We start from the raw sequence: 15375 nt of genomic DNA on the forward strand, positions 1-15375 counted from the left end.
ATGCGCCTGACCACACTCCTGACCGCGGCCGTGCTTGCCTTCGCGACCCCTGCCGTGGGGCAAGGTCAGTTCGACGCGGCGATCACCGTGAACAACGACGTCATCACGCCCTACGAACTGGACCAGCGCGCCCGGATGCTGGGGCTGTTCCGCACCCCCGGCAACCTGACGGAGCTTGCGCGCGAGCAATTGATCGAGGAGCGCCTGAAGCAACAGGAGCTGCGGCGGCAGGGGATCGGCATCACGCCGGAGGCACTGGCCGGCGAGCTGGAACAATTCGCCGCCCGTGCCGACCTGTCGCTGGACCAGTTCACCCAGACCCTGGCCCAGGGCGGCGTCGATTTCACCACGTTGGAAAATTTCGTCAGGACCGGGTCGAGCTGGCGGGACTACATCCGGCTGCGCTTCAGCTCGCAGGCGGACGTCACCGACGAGGAGGTCCGCCAGGCCGCCAATGCCGCCACCGGGTCCGCCGACGCGCTCGAGATCCTGCTGAGCGAGATCATCATTCCCGCGCCGCCCCCCCGCGCGGCGCAGGCGCAGGCCATCGCCAACCAGATCGCGGAAGGCACCAGCCTTGCGGGATTCGAGGCCGCCGCCCGGCAGTATTCCGCCCTTCCCAGCCGGGACGATGGCGGACGTCTGGGATGGTTGCCCTTGTCGAACTATCCGCCCACGCTGCAGCCGCTGCTGCGCGGCCTCGCGGTGGGCGAAATCACCCCGCCGATCGCCATTCCGAATGGCATCGCCCTGTTCCAGTCCCGGGGCCTGCGCGAGGTGCCGCAACCACGCCCGATCGCCACACAGGTCGACTATGCCATGTTCATGCTGCCCGCAGGCCAGGGTGAAACCGCCGCCCGCGCGCTCGATGCCCGGACAGACACCTGCGACGACCTTTACGGCGCCGCCCGCGGCCTGCCGGAAGAGGTTCTGCAGCGCCAAACCGTCGCCCCGGCGGACATCCCGCAGGATATCGCGATCGAATTGGCGCGCCTCGACTCCAACGAGGCATCTTGGAACGTGCTGCGCGGCAACGGCCAGACCCGCGTCTACCTGATGCTGTGCAGCCGGCAATTCGCAGGCGGGGCCGGGTCCGACCCTGAGGCGATCCGCGATCAGCTGCGCAGCCAGCGGCTGACGGGTTACGCCGACGCGCTGTTGGCCGATCTGCGCGCGGCGGCGACGATCCGCCCGTGACCGACGCCCCCATCGCGATCAGCTGCGGCGAACCCGCGGGCATCGGCCCCGAGGTCGCCGCCCGCGCCTGGGCGGAGCTTGGCTCCACGACGCCGATGCTCTGGATCGGGGATCCCCGTCACCTTCCGGACGATCTGCCGATCCGCGAGATAAGCGATGCCTCCGCGGCCCGTGGCCCCTGTCCCGATGCCCTGCCCGTCCTGGTCCGCGACTTCGGCCCGGCCCGGACCCCCGGGCAGGCGAACCCGGCCCATGCCCAAGGCGTGATGGAGGCCATCGCCACCGGGGCTGACCTTGCCGCCACCGGAGCAGCCGCAGCGCTGTGTACGGCGCCCATACACAAGGCCGCCCTGATCGACGGGGCCGATTTTGCCTACCCGGGTCACACCGAATACCTGTCGGCCCTGGCGGGGGACGTGCCGGTCGTGATGATGCTGGCCTGCGAGCAGTTGCGCGTCGTGCCTGCCACGATCCACATTCCGCTGTCGCAGGTACCGAGCGCGTTGACGCCGGCGCGGTTGCGCACCGTCATCGAGATCACCCACGCGGCGCTGATCCGCGACTTCGGCGTAACGGAGCCCGTGATCGCCGTGGCGGGGCTCAACCCGCACGCGGGTGAGGAAGGCAAGATAGGGACCGAGGAACGCGACTGGATCGCGGGCTGTCTCGACGATCTGCGGGCCGAGGGAATGCGCCTCACCGGTCCACTGCCCGCCGACACGATGTTCCACGCCGGCGCCCGCGCGCGCTATGATGCCGCCGTCGCGATGTATCACGACCAGGCGCTCATCCCGATCAAGACCATCGACTTCGCGGGCGGGGTCAACGTGACGCTGGGGCTGCCTTTCGTGCGCACCTCGCCCGATCACGGGACGGCCTTCGATATCGCGGGCAAGGGGGTGGCGGATGCGACCTCGATGATCGCGGCGGTCCGAATGGCGCGCATGATGGCGGACGCCCGTGCGGGGTGAGGGTGCGGAAGCCTCCGGCGGGAGTTTGTCTGGCCAGATGAAGGCCCGGCCGCCGGTCGCGGTTCCGGAGGATCGTGCATGAGCCAGATCGACGGGTTGCCGCCGCTGCGCGAGGTGATCGCCACCCACGGGATCGCGGCGAAGAAGTCGCTGGGGCAGAACTTCCTGCTGGACCTGAACCTGACGGCCAAGATCGCGCGCATGGCGGGCGACCTTGCGGGCGCGGACGTGCTGGAGGTCGGCCCCGGCCCGGGCGGTCTGACCCGCGGGCTGTTGGCCGAAGGTGCGCGCCGGGTCGTCGCGATCGAAAAGGACAGCCGCTGCATCGCCGCACTGGAGGAGATCGCCGCCGCCTATCCCGGGCGGCTGGAGATCGTGAACGCCGACGCGATGGAGGTCGACCTGTCCGATCGCCTGAGCGCGCCTGTGAAGATCGCGGCCAACCTGCCCTACAACGTCGGCACCGAACTTCTGGTGCGCTGGCTGACACCGCCTGCCTGGCCGCCGGTCTGGGAGAGCCTGACGCTGATGTTCCAGCGCGAGGTGGCGCAGAGGATCGTGGCGCAACCGGGCTCGAAGGCCTACGGGCGGCTTGCCATCCTGTCGCAGTGGCGGGCGGATCCGGCGATCGTGCTGGACCTGCCGCCCGAGGCCTTCACCCCCGCGCCCAAGGTCAGCTCTGCCGTGGTGCATCTGCGGGCCCGGCCTGCGCCGCGCTACCCGGCCGATGCCGCCTGGCTGAACAAGGTCGTGGCGACGGCCTTCAACCAGCGGCGGAAGATGCTGCGATCTGCCCTGAAGCCGCTGGGCCCGGATGCGGAGGATCGTTTGCACGCCGCAGGCCTGAAGCCCACCGCGCGCGCCGAGGAGATCGGGTTGGAAGGCTTCTGTGCCCTGGCCCGGGCCTACGCGCCTTAGCTCGCCTGGCTGTCCGGAGCGGCGGCCTCACCACCGCTTTCGGTCCCTTCGGCGGGCTTTGCCTTGGGCTTGCGGGGGGCGCGCGGCTTGCGCTTGGGTTTTTCCGGCGCCGCTTCGGGCTGCGGCTCCGTTTTCGCCTCCGGCGTCTCCACCAGGCCGCTGTCCTGATCGGACTCTTCGCCGTTCGCGGCGTCTTCCTGGGCGCGCAGCCGCTCGTTGCGTTCGCGATCGCGCTCGGACTGGCGCTGACGGTTCAGCTCTTCCTGTTCGGCGCGCTCGCGGTCGCGTTCGGCCTGGCGCTGGCGGTTCTGCTCTTCCTGCTCCTCGCGCTGGCGATCGACCTCCTTCTGGGCTTCCGATAGCATCCGCAGGTAGTGTTCCGCGTGCTGGGCGAAGTTCTCCGCGTTGACGCGGTCGCCGGAGAGCTGCGCGTCGCGGTGGAGCTGGTTGTACTTGTCGATGATCTGCTGCGGCGTGCCACGCACCTTGCCGTCGGGGCCGGAACTGTCGAACACGCGGTTGATCAGGTTTCCGCCCGAGGGCCGGTTGTTACGGTTCTTGTTGTTCCGCGAGCGGGACTTGGAAGATCTCATCTTGAAACTTTCGGCAAGCCCGGCACGGGCTTCGTTGCGCTTTGCGGTCCCGCGCCGGAAGGGCTGCGCAATCGGACCAGGCGGTGTCTGACGACGGACCGGAGAGAGCCAGGCTCTTCATCTCGGTGACGCTGTGAAACCACGTCGGGCGGCGCGTGACAAGCCGATTCCCGTCATTTGCGGGGAAAATAGCTCAATTCGCGCCGAAATGTCCCGATACGACACGGTCCCGACCGTCCAGATCGACATCGACCGCGATGCCCGACAGCCCGTAGGCTGCGAAAAGATCTGCGACGGCGGCGCCTTGCGTGGGTCCGATCTCGACCAACAGGACACCATTCGGGGCAAGATGCGCGGGCGCATCGCGCGCGATGCGGCGGTATGCGGTCAGCCCGTCAGCCTCGTCCGTCAGGGCGAGCCGCGGCTCGTGGTCCAGTTCGGGGTCGAGGCCCGGCATCTCGTCCCGCGCGATATAGGGCGGGTTCGACACGATGAGGTCGAACGGCCCCGATCCGGCGGGCACCGCGTCGAGCCAGTCGCCGGACTGAAACGCCACACGATCGGCAAGCTTCAGCATATCCGCATTGCGCGCGGCCACGGTCAACGCCGCTGCCGACAGATCGGTGCCCAGACCCCTGGCCCCGGCGCGTTCCGCAAGCAAGGTCAGCAGGATGCAGCCCGATCCGGTGCCGAGGTCCAAGACGCGCGACCAATCGTGTTCCAGGGCGCGGGCGATCAGCGTTTCCGTTTCGGGACGGGGGTCGAGCACGTCGCGCGACACGGCAAAGTCCCGGCCGTAGAACGCCCGTCGTCCAGTCAGATGAGAGACCGGGATCCGCCGGGCCCGTTGCGCGATCAGCGCGTCGAACCGGGCCCGCAGATCATCCGGCGCCGCCTCATGGGTCAGCAGCGACAGGCGGGACGGGTCGCATTCCAGCACATGTGCGAGAAGCCTGCGGGCATCGCGCGGGGCGTCGGCAAGGCCCGCCGCGGACAGGGACGCGCTGGCCTGCCGCAGCACTTGATCCCAGGTCACGCGGCGCCCATCTCTGCGAGCAATTGCGCCTGGGCGTCGGATTGCAGCGCGTCGATGATCTGATCGAGGTCGCCCTGCATCACCTGCCCCAGCGCGTAGAGCGTCAGGTTGATCCGGTGGTCGGTCAGGCGACCTTGCGGGAAGTTGTAGGTGCGGATCCGCTCGGACCGGTCGCCGCTGCCCACCATCGCCTTGCGGTCGGCGGAGCGTTCGCCGTCGATCCGCTGCCGTTCCAGGTCGTAAAGCCGCGTCCGCAGCACCTGCATCGCGATCTCTCGGTTGCGATGCTGCGATTTTTCGGCGCTGACCACGATGATGCCCGTCGGAACATGGGTGATCCGCACGGCCGAGTCGGTCGTGTTGACGTGTTGTCCCCCGGCCCCGCTGGCGCGCATGGTATCGATGCGGATGTCGGTCGCCGGGATCTGGACGTCGACCTCCTGCGCTTCCGGCAGCACGGCCACCGTCGCGGCGGAGGTATGGATCCGCCCGCCGCTTTCCGTTTCCGGCACGCGCTGGACCCGGTGCACGCCGGATTCGTACTTCATCCGAGCAAAGACCCCCGCGCCCGCGATCCGTGCGGTCACTTCCTTGATGCCGCCCAGCTCGGTCTGGCTTTCTTCGAGGATCTCGAACGTCCAACCTCGGCCTTCGGCGTAGCGCTGGTACATTCGCAAGAGATCACCCGCGAAGAGTGAGGCCTCGTCACCCCCCGTGCCGGGCCGGATCTCAAGAAGCGCGGGACGCTCGTCGGCGGCATCCTTGGGAAGCAGCGCCAGTTGCACCGCGCGTTCGGATTCCTCCAATGCGATCCGCAGATCCGGCAGATCCGCCTCCGCCAGTTCGCGCATCTCCGGATCGCGCAGCAGCGCCTCCGTCTCGGCCAGCTGGGTCTGCAGGGACTGGTAGGCCTGCACGGTGTCGACCACGGGCTTGAGCTCGGCATATTCCTTGGACAACGCCACGAAATCGGCGTCCATGTCGCTTGACATCTTCGCCTCCAGGAACTGGAAACGGTCGACGATCTGGGCCATGCGGTCTTGCGGGATCATGGATGTCAGGTGAGGCCAAACGCGCGCGCCGTCAAGACGCAGGCGCGACCAGCGGCCCGAGGCGCGACAGCCAGTCTTCCACCCGGGCCTTGTTGACCCCCATGTCGCCCTTGCCGTAGCGTGAGCGCCCCTTGATCGCGAGCAACGGGGGCTGCGCCTCGGTCACCGTGACGGTCGTGTAATCGGGATACCCCATCAGCGCCGAGCGCGTCTCGAACGTCATCAGCCCCTCGGCCACGTCGCCGGCCATGAGCCTGGTGCGCGGGCGATCTTCCGCCATGGTGCGCACCCCGCGCAGGACATCCGCAGGAGGCGCGGTCATCGTCCGCACCGCCTTGAAGCTGTTGAGCGTCTTCTCGTCGCCCGGGGCCGCAGCCGACGGCGGGGTATGGAAGGCCGCGATATCGACCGGCGCCAGCCGGACGTAGGCCATCACGGCCGCGACGGCCAAGATCAGGAAAAGTATAACGGTGGCAATCATCTGAACGCCTTTCTTCATCTGTCCTTGCGACGGTTCCAAAGGGCGAGGCAGCACAATTCCATCGCGACATGCGCGCCCGCGACCGCCGTGGCGCCGGTGGTATCATACGGGGGCGAGACTTCAACGACATCGCCTCCGACCACGTTCAGACCCGCGAGATCGCGCAGCATCGCCGCCGCCTGCCATGACGCCAGACCACCCCAGACCGGGGTTCCGGTGCCCGGCGCGAAGGCCGGATCCAGCGCGTCGATATCGAAGGTCACGTAGGCGGGATGATCGCCGACGATGCGCTTGACCTCGGCCACCACGTGGGCGGTGCCCCGCTCGTGACAGGTCCGCGCGTCGATGTATGGCATGCCGAGGTAATCCCCGCACTCGGTCCGGATCCCGATCTGCACCGACCGCGCCGGATCCACGAGGCCGAGCTTCACCGCCTTGTACATGAAGGTCCCGTGATCGATGCGCCCCATGTCGTCGTCGGGCCAGAGGTCGGAATGGGCATCGAACTGGATAACCGACATCGGGCCGAACTTTTCGGCGTAGGCCCGCAGGATCGGCAGGGTGATGAAGTGATCCCCGCCCAGCGTGATCGTTCCGGGCCCTTGCCCGAGGATCCCCGCGATATGCCGCTGCACCAAGTCGGGCACGCCCGGCACATCCGCGTAATCGAAGGCCACGTCGCCTGCGTCCAGAATCGAGAACTCTCCAAGCGGATCGAACCCGTCCCAGCCATAGGGTGGATCGTAGGGCTGGAGAGTAGAGGCCTCCCGGATCGCGCGGGGCCCGAACCGCGCACCGGGCCGATGTGTCACGGCCTGGTCGAACGGCACGCCGGTCACGACCAGATCGGCCCCGGCCACATCCTTGGAATAGCGGCGCCGCAGGAAGGACGTCGCACCGCCGAAAGCGTTCTCGTAGCTCAATCCGCGTGAGGTTTCGCGTGTAAACGCTTGATCGACTTGTGTTTTCGCATCCTCCAATGCCATGTCAGGAAACCTCCAGCGGCAAGGCCCGCTCAATCAGGCGCGCAAAGAAAGACGCCCCATAAGCGGTTGTCTCGTCGTTGAAATCATACTCGGGATGGTGCAGCCCCGCGCTGTCACCGTTGCCCACGAAGAGGTAGGCACCGGGGCGCTCGGCCAGGAAGTAGGCGAAATCCTCCGCCCCCATCTCGCGCCTGGCGTCGGTGGGACAGGCGCTGACCTCGGCCGCGACGGCGGCTGCGAAGGCGGCACGGTCTGGGTCGTTGATCGTCGCGGGGTATCCCACCTCGTACTCGAGCCGCGCGGTTACATCGAAGCTTGCCGCCTGACCTTCCACGATGGCCTTCAGGCGCGCCATGACCATCGCCTGCACGTTTGGATCGAAGGTCCGTACCGTGCCGTTGATGAAGGCCGTGCCGGGGATGACGTTGTCGACGGTGCCCGCGTGGATCTGCGTGACCGAGACCACCAGATCGTCCAGCGCGTAGTGATTGCGGCTGACGATCGTCTGAATGGCCTGCACCATCGACACGGCGGCGACGATGGGATCGCGGGTCTCGTGCGGCATGGCGCCATGCCCGCCCTGGCCGTCGACGTGAATCTCGAAAGTGTCCACGGCGGCCATGATCGGCCCCAGCGTGGTATAGAACTGGCCGGCGGGGGTGCCGGGGGCGTTGTGCAGGGCGTAGACCTCCGCCACGTCGAACCGGTCGAGAACCCCCTCCTGCACCATCACCTGCGCACCGGCCCCCATCTCCTCTGCGGGCTGGAAGATCAGCGCGACCCGGCCCGCGAAATTGCGCGTCTGGATAAGGTATCGCGCGGCAGCGAGAAGCATGACCGTATGCCCGTCGTGACCGCAGGCGTGCATCGCGCCCGCGTGGGTAGAAGCATGCTCCAACCCGGTGCGTTCCTCCATCGGCAGCGCGTCCATGTCGGCGCGCAACCCGATCGTCCGACCCGGCGCGCGCCCGTCGATCAAGGCCACGATCCCGGTCCCGGCAACACCCTCGTGTATTTCGTCCACGCCGATCTCGCGCAGGCGCTTCGCCACGAAGGCAGAGGTCTTGTGCAGCGCGAACATCGTCTCGGGGATCCGGTGCAGATCTTTGCGCCAGGCTGCGAGGTCATCCTGCGCATTGGCGATGGAATTGAGGACGGGCATGGTGGCACTCCGGCGTTCGACTGCTACAACCTTGGCACCCCGACAGGAGACCCGCAATGCCCCCCGACCTGATCCACGACCCCGACGGCGGGCTGCCACGCCTGCGCGAGATCATGCGCCGCCTGCGCGACCCCGACACCGGCTGCCCCTGGGACGTCGAGCAGACCTTCGCCACCATCGCCCCCTATACCATCGAAGAGGCTTACGAGGTGGACGACGCGATCCAGCGCGGCGCCTGGGACGAGCTGCGCGGCGAGCTGGGCGATCTTCTGTTCCAATCGGTCTTTCACGCCCAGATGGCGGAGGACGCCGGTCTCTTCGACCTCGACGATGTCCTGCGCACGATCAGCGACAAGATGGTCACCCGCCATCCGCATGTCTTCGGCGAGGAGAGCCGCGACAAGTCCGCCGACCAGCAGACCGCGGACTGGGAGACGGTGAAGGCCGCCGAACGCGGCCCCGCCCGCACGCTCGACGGCGTGGCCCTGGGGCTGCCGGCTCTGATGCGCGCCGTGAAACTGCAAAAGCGCGCGGCCCGGGTCGGCTTTGACTGGCCGCGGATCGATGAGGTCATCGACAAGATCGCGGAGGAATCGCGCGAACTGGCAGAGGCCCGCGATACGCTCGACGCACAGGACGTGGCCGAGGAGTATGGCGATCTGCTGTTCGTGATGGCCAATCTCGGCCGCCATCTGAAGGTCGACCCGGAGGAGGCGCTGCGCGCCGCGAACGCCAAGTTCACCCGTCGTTTCAACGCGGTGGAGGACGCTCTTGCGGCAAGAGGCCAGACACCGGCTGACAGTGACCTGTCCGAGATGGATGCCATATGGAACGCGGCGAAACACGCGGAGCGCCAATCGAACCCGCCAAAGACGGATTGACCCAAGAAAAATTGTCGGGTTTACCAAGGCCACCTTTACAGGAGACCTGAAGATGACATTCCGTACTTTCCTTCTGGCCACCGCCGCCGGCGTTACCGCCTTGCCCGCACTGGCCGACGTCACCATCTACACCACCCGCCAGCCCGAATTGATCCAGCCCGTGATCGACGGCTTCACGGAAGAAAGCGGCATCGCCGTCAACCTCAACTTCGTGAACGAAGGGCTCGTCGAACGGCTGAAGGCCGAAGGCGCGCGGTCCCCCGCAGACCTCGTCATGGATGTCGACATCGCCAACCTGCAACGCGTCGTGGACGAAGGCGTCACGCAGCCCGTCGACAGCGAAGTGCTGCAGGACGCGATCCCTGCATCCCTGCGCGGGGCGAACAACCACTGGTTCGGCCTTACGACCCGGGCGCGCATCGTCTACGCCAGCAAGGAGCGCGTGGCCGATGGCGAAGTCACCACCTACGAGGATCTGACCGACCCGAAGTGGGAAGGCCGCATCTGCAGCCGCTCCGGCCTGAACAACTACAACCTGGCACTGCTCTCCGCCGTGATCGCTCATCACGGTGAAGACGCGGCGCGGGACTGGGCCGAAGGGCTCAAGGCCAACCTCGCCCGCACGCCCGAAGGCAACGACCGCGCGCAGGTCAAGGCAATCTGGGCCGGCCAGTGCGACATCAGCCTCGGCAATACCTACTACATGGGCAAGATGCTCGAAGATCCCGAGCAGACCGAATGGGCCAACTCCGTGCGCATCGTCTTCCCCGAGTTCGAGGAGGGCGGCACTCACGTGAACGTCTCCGGCATCGCGATGACGCAAAGCGCGCCGAACCGCGAGGAAGCGTTGCAGCTGATGGAATATCTCGTCAGCCCCGCCGCGCAGGCGATCTACGCCGAAGAGAACTACGAATACCCCGTTCTGCCCTCGGCCGAACGGTCCGACCTGGTCGCGGGCTGGGGTGATTTCACCGCAGACGACATCGACCTGTCCGAAGTGGCGAGCCATCGCGGCGCTGCCCTTCGCATCATGGAAGAAGTGAACTTCGACGGCTAAGCGCCGACACTGACACAAGAAAGGCCCGCCAGGGAATGTCCGGGCGGGCCTTTTTCATGAGTGGGCGTTCACTCGGACAGGTGGTCCGACAGGAACCCGGCGGTCTGTTCGATCGCAGCCCGCGGGGCGGGCGTATCGGTGATCGGGTTCAGCATCATGAAGTCGTGGATGGTGAAGTCGTACCGCGCGGCCTCGACCTCGACGCCCGCCTGCACCAGCTTGGCCGCAAAGGCCTCGCCTTCGTCGCGCAGCACGTCATTGGCATCGGTGATCACCAGCGAAGGTGCGAGCCGCGCCAGATCCTCCTCGCCGTAGTTCAGCGGAGAGATCATCGGATCGGTCGTGTCCGCACCTTCGGGTAGGTAAGCTTCCCACATCCATTCCATCATGTTCTTGGTCAGCCAGGGCCCGTCGCTGAAAAGCTCGTAGGATTCGCTGGTCAGATCGGCGGTCGTCACCGGATAGAGGAACGCAAGGGCGTCAAGTTCCGGCCCGCCATTGTCAGCCGCCATCTGTGCGACAACCGCGACCATCTGGCCGCCGACACTGTCACCGGCAAGGGCGAGGCGTTCGGGGTCGATTCCGAATTCCCCTGCGTTGTCAGCGACGTATTGCAAGGTCTGAAAATTCTGGTTCAACTGCGTCGGATGCTTGGCTTCCGGGGCGGCGGTGTAGTCTACGAAGACGAAGGCCGCATTGGCCTCATTCGCAAGTTCGCGGACCAGCCGTTCATGGGTGGTGAAATTGCCCAGGATCCAGCCGCCCCCGTGGAAGTAGACCACGCCCGGCAGGGTCTCCCCCTCGCTGCCCGCGGGACGGACGGTGTAGATGGTGAAACTGCCGTCGTCCCCGTCGAGCGTCATTTCCTGCACATCGGCATCGGCCATGTCGACATCGGCCCCGGTCTGGGTGTCGATCAGGACTTGCCGCGCATCCTCATAGGACATCGACGGCAGCGGATCGGACCCGGCGAGGCTGTCGATGAAGCCTTGGGTCTGCTCTTGCAGAACCACGCGCGGGACGTCTGCGTCCGTGCCGTCCTGGGCCATCGCGGCCAGCGGAAGGATGGCAGCCACGGCTGCGGCGGTGAAGGTCTTCGTCATTGGTCTCTCCTCTTTAATCACGCCAGCCAACGAATTGGGGCGGCAAAGAGTTGCATGACGATGAATTTATGACGCGGCCGGACCGGACCGCCGTCAGCCGTTTTCGGACTTCTCTTCCAGTTCAAGCCATTCGGCCTCGGCCGCGTCCAGCATGCCCTGCCGTTCGGTCAGGGCATCGGTGGCTTTCTCGAACTTCACCGGGTTCTGGGTGAACAGGTCGGGATCGGCCAGCAGATCGACGAGCTTGGCGATCTCCGCCTCCAGTCGCGCGATGACGCCCGGAAGCTCCTCAAGCCGGTGCCGCTCGGTGAAGGACAGCCCTTCCTTGCGCGCAACCTGCTGGCTTTGCTTGCCTTTCTTGGCCATGGGCTTGCCGACCGACGACGGGGCGGCGGCCCTGTCCCCACGCTGCGCCCGGTAATCCGTCCAGCCGCCGGCATAGACCGTGGCCTGCCCGTCCCCCTCCATCGCCACCGTGGTCGTCGCCACCCGGTCGAGGAAATCGCGGTCGTGGCTGACCAGCAGCACGGTGCCGTCGTAGTCCCCCAGAAGGTCCTGCAGCAGATCCAGTGTCTCGATGTCCAGGTCGTTCGTCGGTTCGTCCAGCACCAGAAGGTTGCTGGGCTTGGCCATCAGCCGCGCCAAGAGCAGCCGGGCCCGCTCTCCCCCCGACAGGGCGCGGACCGGTGCGCGGGCCTGGGCTTCGTCGAAGAGGAACTCCTTGAGGTAGCCCACCACGTGTTTCGGTGTGCCGCGCACCATGATCTGGTCGGCCTTGCCGGAGACGCCCATCTCGGGGTCGTTCACCAGGTTGTCCCAAAGCGACAGCTGCGGATCCAGTTGCGCGCGGGTCTGGTCGAAGACGGCCGTCTCGAGGTTCGTACCAAGCTTGATCGTCCCGTCGTCGGGTGCGACCTGTCCCAGCAGCATCTTGATCAGCGTGGTCTTGCCGACGCCATTCGGACCGACGAAGGCCACGCGATCGCCGCGCTGCACCGTCAGGTCCAGGTGGCGCACGATCTCCTTGCCGTCGAAGGCTTTCCTGAGGCCCGTCGCCTCCATCACCTTCTTGCCCGACGTGGGTCCCGACTCCAACGCCATGGCCGCGGTGCCTTGGCGCTGGATCTGCCCGGCCCGTTCGGCGCGCAATTCCTGCAGCGCGCGAACGCGACCCTGGTTGCGCTTGCGCCGGGCGGAAATCCCCTCGACCGCCCAGCGGGCCTCGGCCTTGATCTTGCGATTGAGCTTGTGGCGCTGCTGGTCTTCTTCCTCCCAGATCCGATCGCGCCAGGCCTCGAACCCGTCGAAGCCTTCCTCGGTGCGCCTGACCTGACCGCGGTCGATCCAGAGCGTCGCGCGCGTCAGGTTGCGCAGGAAGGCCCGGTCGTGGCTGATCAGCACGAAGCCCGCGCGGGTCGATTTCAGCTCGTTTTCAAGCCAGGCGATCGCCTCGATATCGAGGTGGTTGGTGGGCTCGTCCAGCAGCATCAGCTCCGGCGCCTCTGCCATCAGCTTGGCCAGCGCCGCGCGCCGTCGTTCCCCGCCAGAGGCCGTCGCGACGGCGCCCGCGGGGTCAAACTTCAACCCTTCGGCCACCATCTCCACGCGGTAGGCCTCCGACGGATCCAGCCCGCTTGCGGCGTAATCGCCCAGCGTGGCGTGGCCCTCCATGGTGGGCTCCTGCTCCATGTAGCCCACGCTGACGCCGGGGGCCGCGATCGCGGTGCCGCGGTCGGCCTCGACCAGTCCCGCCATGACTTTCATCAAGGTCGACTTGCCAGACCCGTTGCGCCCCACCAGGGCCACGCGGTCGCCGGGTTGCACCACGAGGGAGAGATCCTCGAAGACGGGGTCGCCGCCGAAAGTCAGGGAGATGTCGGAGAGCTGAAGAAGGGGTGTGCGTGCCATGCCCGCCAGCTACGGTCCCGCCCGCACCAGCGCAAGTCCCTCGCCTCACAATTCATGCCATCGCGGGTGTAAGCTCCTCGCCCAGGGGCTGCCGGCAGCGCAAGGCCGCCCGTGGCGCGCCGGCCATCTCTGTTCTGGAAATATCCGCCCCGCCGGCGAGGCGTCCCGCACCTTCCAAGCGCTCCGTCCTCGCCCGTGACGCGCATCTTCGACACACGAAGCATGAGTCCTACCCCGCCAGTGCCCGCAAGGCCCGGGTGCGCGCCGCGGGGATGCGGGCGACTTCGACGCAGGTGAAGACGTGCATGGTGTCGAGCTTGCGGTCGATGACCGCCTGCGGTCCCACCCATCCGCCCATGGCGAGGTAGCTGCGCAAGAGCGGCGGCAGGCTGGCCAAAGCCGCCCGGCGGTCCAGAACCGCACCGTTCAGCTCGACCGCCTCCGCCGTCCGCGCGGTGGGACGCAGGCCCCGCGGGCTGAGGTGGTGCCGCCCCAGCAGACCCAGGCCCGCCGCATGCCGGGAGGGATCGGCACCGGGAAAGCTCGTGCAGCCGATCATCAGCCCGATGCGCCTTTCGTCGACCATGCGCGTCAGAGCCGCCAGGAGGCAGCGCAGCACGTCGGCGTCCAGCGTTCCGGCGGCGGTACACAGGCGCCCCACCTCCAGGATCGGAGTACCCACGACCGCCAGCGGGGACAGATCGTAGCTTTGCGCCGACAGGGTCCGGTCGAGCGCCGCACCGTCCGGCACCAGCAGCGTCCGCGCGGTGGCCACCAATCGGCCCCGGGTCTCGATCATCAGGTGATCGCAGGCGGTGTCATGGGCGTCCGTATCCTGTCCCTCGCCGCCGATGAACCGCCGGTGGCGCAGGCGCAGGCAGGCGTCCAGGTCCGCGCCCGTCCTGGCCGGTCTGGCGGTCAGCCGCACGTTGGGGCCGGTCATCGCGACTCCTTGGCTCTGGAAGGCTTTGACCCTACATACCCTCAAGACACCGAAAAGAGGACGAAAAAATGGACAAGGTCACGAAAACCGACGCGGAGTGGAAGGAAGAGCTCGCCCCCGACGCCTTCAAGGTCCTGCGCAAGCACGGCACCGAGCGTGCGGGAAGCCATGACGATTTTCCGAAGGAAGACGGGATCTTTCTGTGCAAGGGCTGTGGCAACCCGCTGTTCGACCAGGACACGAAGTACGAATCCGGTACCGGCTGGCCGTCCTTCTACGCCCCCATCGACCCCAGTGCCGTGGGAGAGAGCGAGGATCGCCGCCTCTTCACCCGCCGTACGGAGGTGCATTGCGCCAGGTGTGACGGCCACCTCGGTCACGTCTTTCCCGACGGTCCCGCGCCCACCGGCCTACGCTATTGCATGAACGGCGTCGCCATGACCTTCGAGCCGAAGGACTGAGTTCCCCGCATCGTTCTCGAACCGAAAAAAAGGGGCCGCGCAACCAAGTGCTGCGCGGCCCCTTCTTCATGTGTTCCTCGTGTCGCACGTCACGGCGAGTTCAGGATATCCTGTGCATCGACCCGGCCCACGTTGCCCAGGATCTGGCGCAGCAGCGCGCCGTCGGCCTCGTTGCTGTCGGTCACGCGGCGCGACAGGGTGATCACGCGGCCGTCTTCAAGCCCGTAGCGCTCGATGTTGGACAGGATCCCGGCGGAATCGAACCGGATCGCAAGCACCTCGCGGGCCGTCTCCACCGGGGCCGCGGCGCCCCGGGTGACGAAGCGGCTTTGCACGTAGTAAAGCGCGTCGTTGTTGCTGACGCCCCCGGTGACGGGCGGGCCGACCGCGGCGATCACGGTTTCGCGGGTGTCCTGGCCGACCGTCAGCCCGGCGAGATCCTCAGCCACGGGGATATAGCCGTGATTGCGCACGATCGGCGTGCAGGCCACGGCCAGGGCCAAGGCCGCGGCGGCAAGCGCCGGGATATGTCTGCGATTGGTGCTGATCTTGCGCATGCGCGCCCCCTTGCCTTGACGCCGCGCGCCCTTGTATCCCCCTTATCGAAGCCCGGCCCCCTTGCCAAG

16 protein-coding genes are annotated in these 15375 nt (G+C 67.1%); 6 read left to right on the forward strand and 10 right to left on the reverse strand.

The window, feature by feature from the left end; all coding sequences use genetic code 11:
* The 3 genes from EU805_RS05685 to rsmA all read left to right on the forward strand — a co-directional run bounded on the left by EU805_RS05685 (position 1) and on the right by rsmA (position 3086).
* Complete coding sequence (locus tag EU805_RS05685) at positions 1-1197, forward strand: peptidylprolyl isomerase (protein ID WP_129762984.1); 1197 nt, start codon at positions 1-3, stop codon at positions 1195-1197.
* Positions 1194-2168, forward strand: a complete 975-nt coding sequence (gene pdxA, locus EU805_RS05690; protein ID WP_129762985.1) for a 4-hydroxythreonine-4-phosphate dehydrogenase PdxA — start codon at positions 1194-1196, stop codon at positions 2166-2168. The genes EU805_RS05685 and pdxA overlap by 4 nt, the downstream gene beginning before the upstream one ends.
* A gap of 78 nt (positions 2169-2246) precedes the next feature.
* Positions 2247-3086 carry a 16S rRNA (adenine(1518)-N(6)/adenine(1519)-N(6))-dimethyltransferase RsmA gene (gene rsmA / locus EU805_RS05695; RefSeq protein WP_129762986.1) on the forward strand — a complete coding sequence of 280 codons (840 nt, stop codon included), beginning with the start codon at positions 2247-2249 and terminating at the stop codon, positions 3084-3086.
* Here rsmA and EU805_RS05700 read toward each other — a convergent pair.
* The 6 genes from EU805_RS05700 to EU805_RS05725 all read right to left on the reverse strand — a co-directional run bounded on the left by EU805_RS05700 (position 3083) and on the right by EU805_RS05725 (position 8396).
* A complete protein-coding gene (locus tag EU805_RS05700; RefSeq protein WP_129762987.1) occupies positions 3083-3679 on the reverse strand; it encodes a DUF4167 domain-containing protein in 597 nt (198 codons plus the stop codon). The two genes, rsmA and EU805_RS05700, sit on opposite strands and share 4 nt — an antisense overlap.
* Before the next feature lie 193 nt (positions 3680-3872).
* Positions 3873-4715, reverse strand: a complete 843-nt coding sequence (gene prmC / locus EU805_RS05705; protein ID WP_129762988.1) for a peptide chain release factor N(5)-glutamine methyltransferase — start codon at positions 4713-4715, stop codon at positions 3873-3875.
* Positions 4712-5767: a peptide chain release factor 1 gene (prfA, locus tag EU805_RS05710; protein WP_129762989.1), complete on the reverse strand. Its 1056-nt coding sequence runs from the start codon at positions 5765-5767 to the stop codon at positions 4712-4714. Before prfA ends, prmC begins: the two co-directional genes overlap by 4 nt.
* Before the next feature lie 31 nt (positions 5768-5798).
* The gene (locus tag EU805_RS05715) at positions 5799-6248 is read right to left on the reverse strand and encodes a DUF1499 domain-containing protein (RefSeq protein WP_129762990.1); all 450 of its coding nucleotides are present in this window, start codon (positions 6246-6248) and stop codon (positions 5799-5801) included.
* A gap of 14 nt (positions 6249-6262) precedes the next feature.
* Positions 6263-7234, reverse strand: coding sequence for an agmatinase (gene speB / locus EU805_RS05720; RefSeq protein WP_129762991.1), 972 nt, complete (start codon positions 7232-7234; stop codon positions 6263-6265).
* Position 7235: 1 nt separating this feature from the next.
* Positions 7236-8396 (reverse strand): M20 aminoacylase family protein, encoded by a 1161-nt coding sequence (locus EU805_RS05725; protein ID WP_129762992.1) that lies wholly within the window; start codon positions 8394-8396, stop codon positions 7236-7238.
* Between the two features lie 56 nt (positions 8397-8452).
* On the opposite strand from EU805_RS05725, the gene mazG reads away from it, so the two are divergent.
* Both mazG and EU805_RS05735 read left to right on the forward strand, forming a co-directional pair.
* Positions 8453-9277, forward strand: a complete 825-nt coding sequence (gene mazG / locus EU805_RS05730) for a nucleoside triphosphate pyrophosphohydrolase (protein WP_129762993.1) — start codon at positions 8453-8455, stop codon at positions 9275-9277.
* A gap of 52 nt (positions 9278-9329) precedes the next feature.
* Positions 9330-10334: a Fe(3+) ABC transporter substrate-binding protein gene (locus EU805_RS05735; RefSeq protein WP_129762994.1), complete on the forward strand. Its 1005-nt coding sequence runs from the start codon at positions 9330-9332 to the stop codon at positions 10332-10334.
* Positions 10335-10402: 68 nt separating this feature from the next.
* Here EU805_RS05735 and EU805_RS05740 read toward each other — a convergent pair whose 3' ends face one another.
* The 3 genes from EU805_RS05740 to EU805_RS05750 all read right to left on the reverse strand — a co-directional run bounded on the left by EU805_RS05740 (position 10403) and on the right by EU805_RS05750 (position 14288).
* Entirely contained in the window at positions 10403-11437 is a 1035-nt protein-coding gene (locus EU805_RS05740; RefSeq protein WP_129762995.1) for an alpha/beta hydrolase, read from the reverse strand.
* A gap of 93 nt (positions 11438-11530) precedes the next feature.
* Entirely contained in the window at positions 11531-13345 is a 1815-nt protein-coding gene (locus EU805_RS05745; protein WP_129762996.1) for an ABC-F family ATP-binding cassette domain-containing protein, read from the reverse strand.
* Positions 13346-13574: 229 nt separating this feature from the next.
* The gene (locus tag EU805_RS05750) at positions 13575-14288 is read right to left on the reverse strand and encodes a GNAT family N-acetyltransferase (RefSeq protein WP_129762997.1); all 714 of its coding nucleotides are present in this window, start codon (positions 14286-14288) and stop codon (positions 13575-13577) included.
* 68 nt (positions 14289-14356) lie between these two features.
* Here EU805_RS05750 and msrB point away from each other — a divergent pair, with 68 nt between their 5' ends.
* On the forward strand, positions 14357-14749 hold the full coding sequence (gene msrB, locus EU805_RS05755) for a peptide-methionine (R)-S-oxide reductase MsrB (RefSeq protein WP_129762998.1): 393 nt from the start codon (positions 14357-14359) through the stop codon (positions 14747-14749).
* 89 nt (positions 14750-14838) lie between these two features.
* Here msrB and EU805_RS05760 read toward each other — a convergent pair whose 3' ends face one another.
* Complete coding sequence (locus EU805_RS05760; protein WP_129762999.1) at positions 14839-15306, reverse strand: outer membrane protein assembly factor BamE; 468 nt, start codon at positions 15304-15306, stop codon at positions 14839-14841.
* Positions 15307-15375 lie beyond the last annotated feature (69 nt).

Source organism: Salipiger sp. IMCC34102, assembly GCF_004145405.1.
Classification (GTDB): Bacteria; Pseudomonadota; Alphaproteobacteria; order Rhodobacterales; family Rhodobacteraceae; genus Loktanella.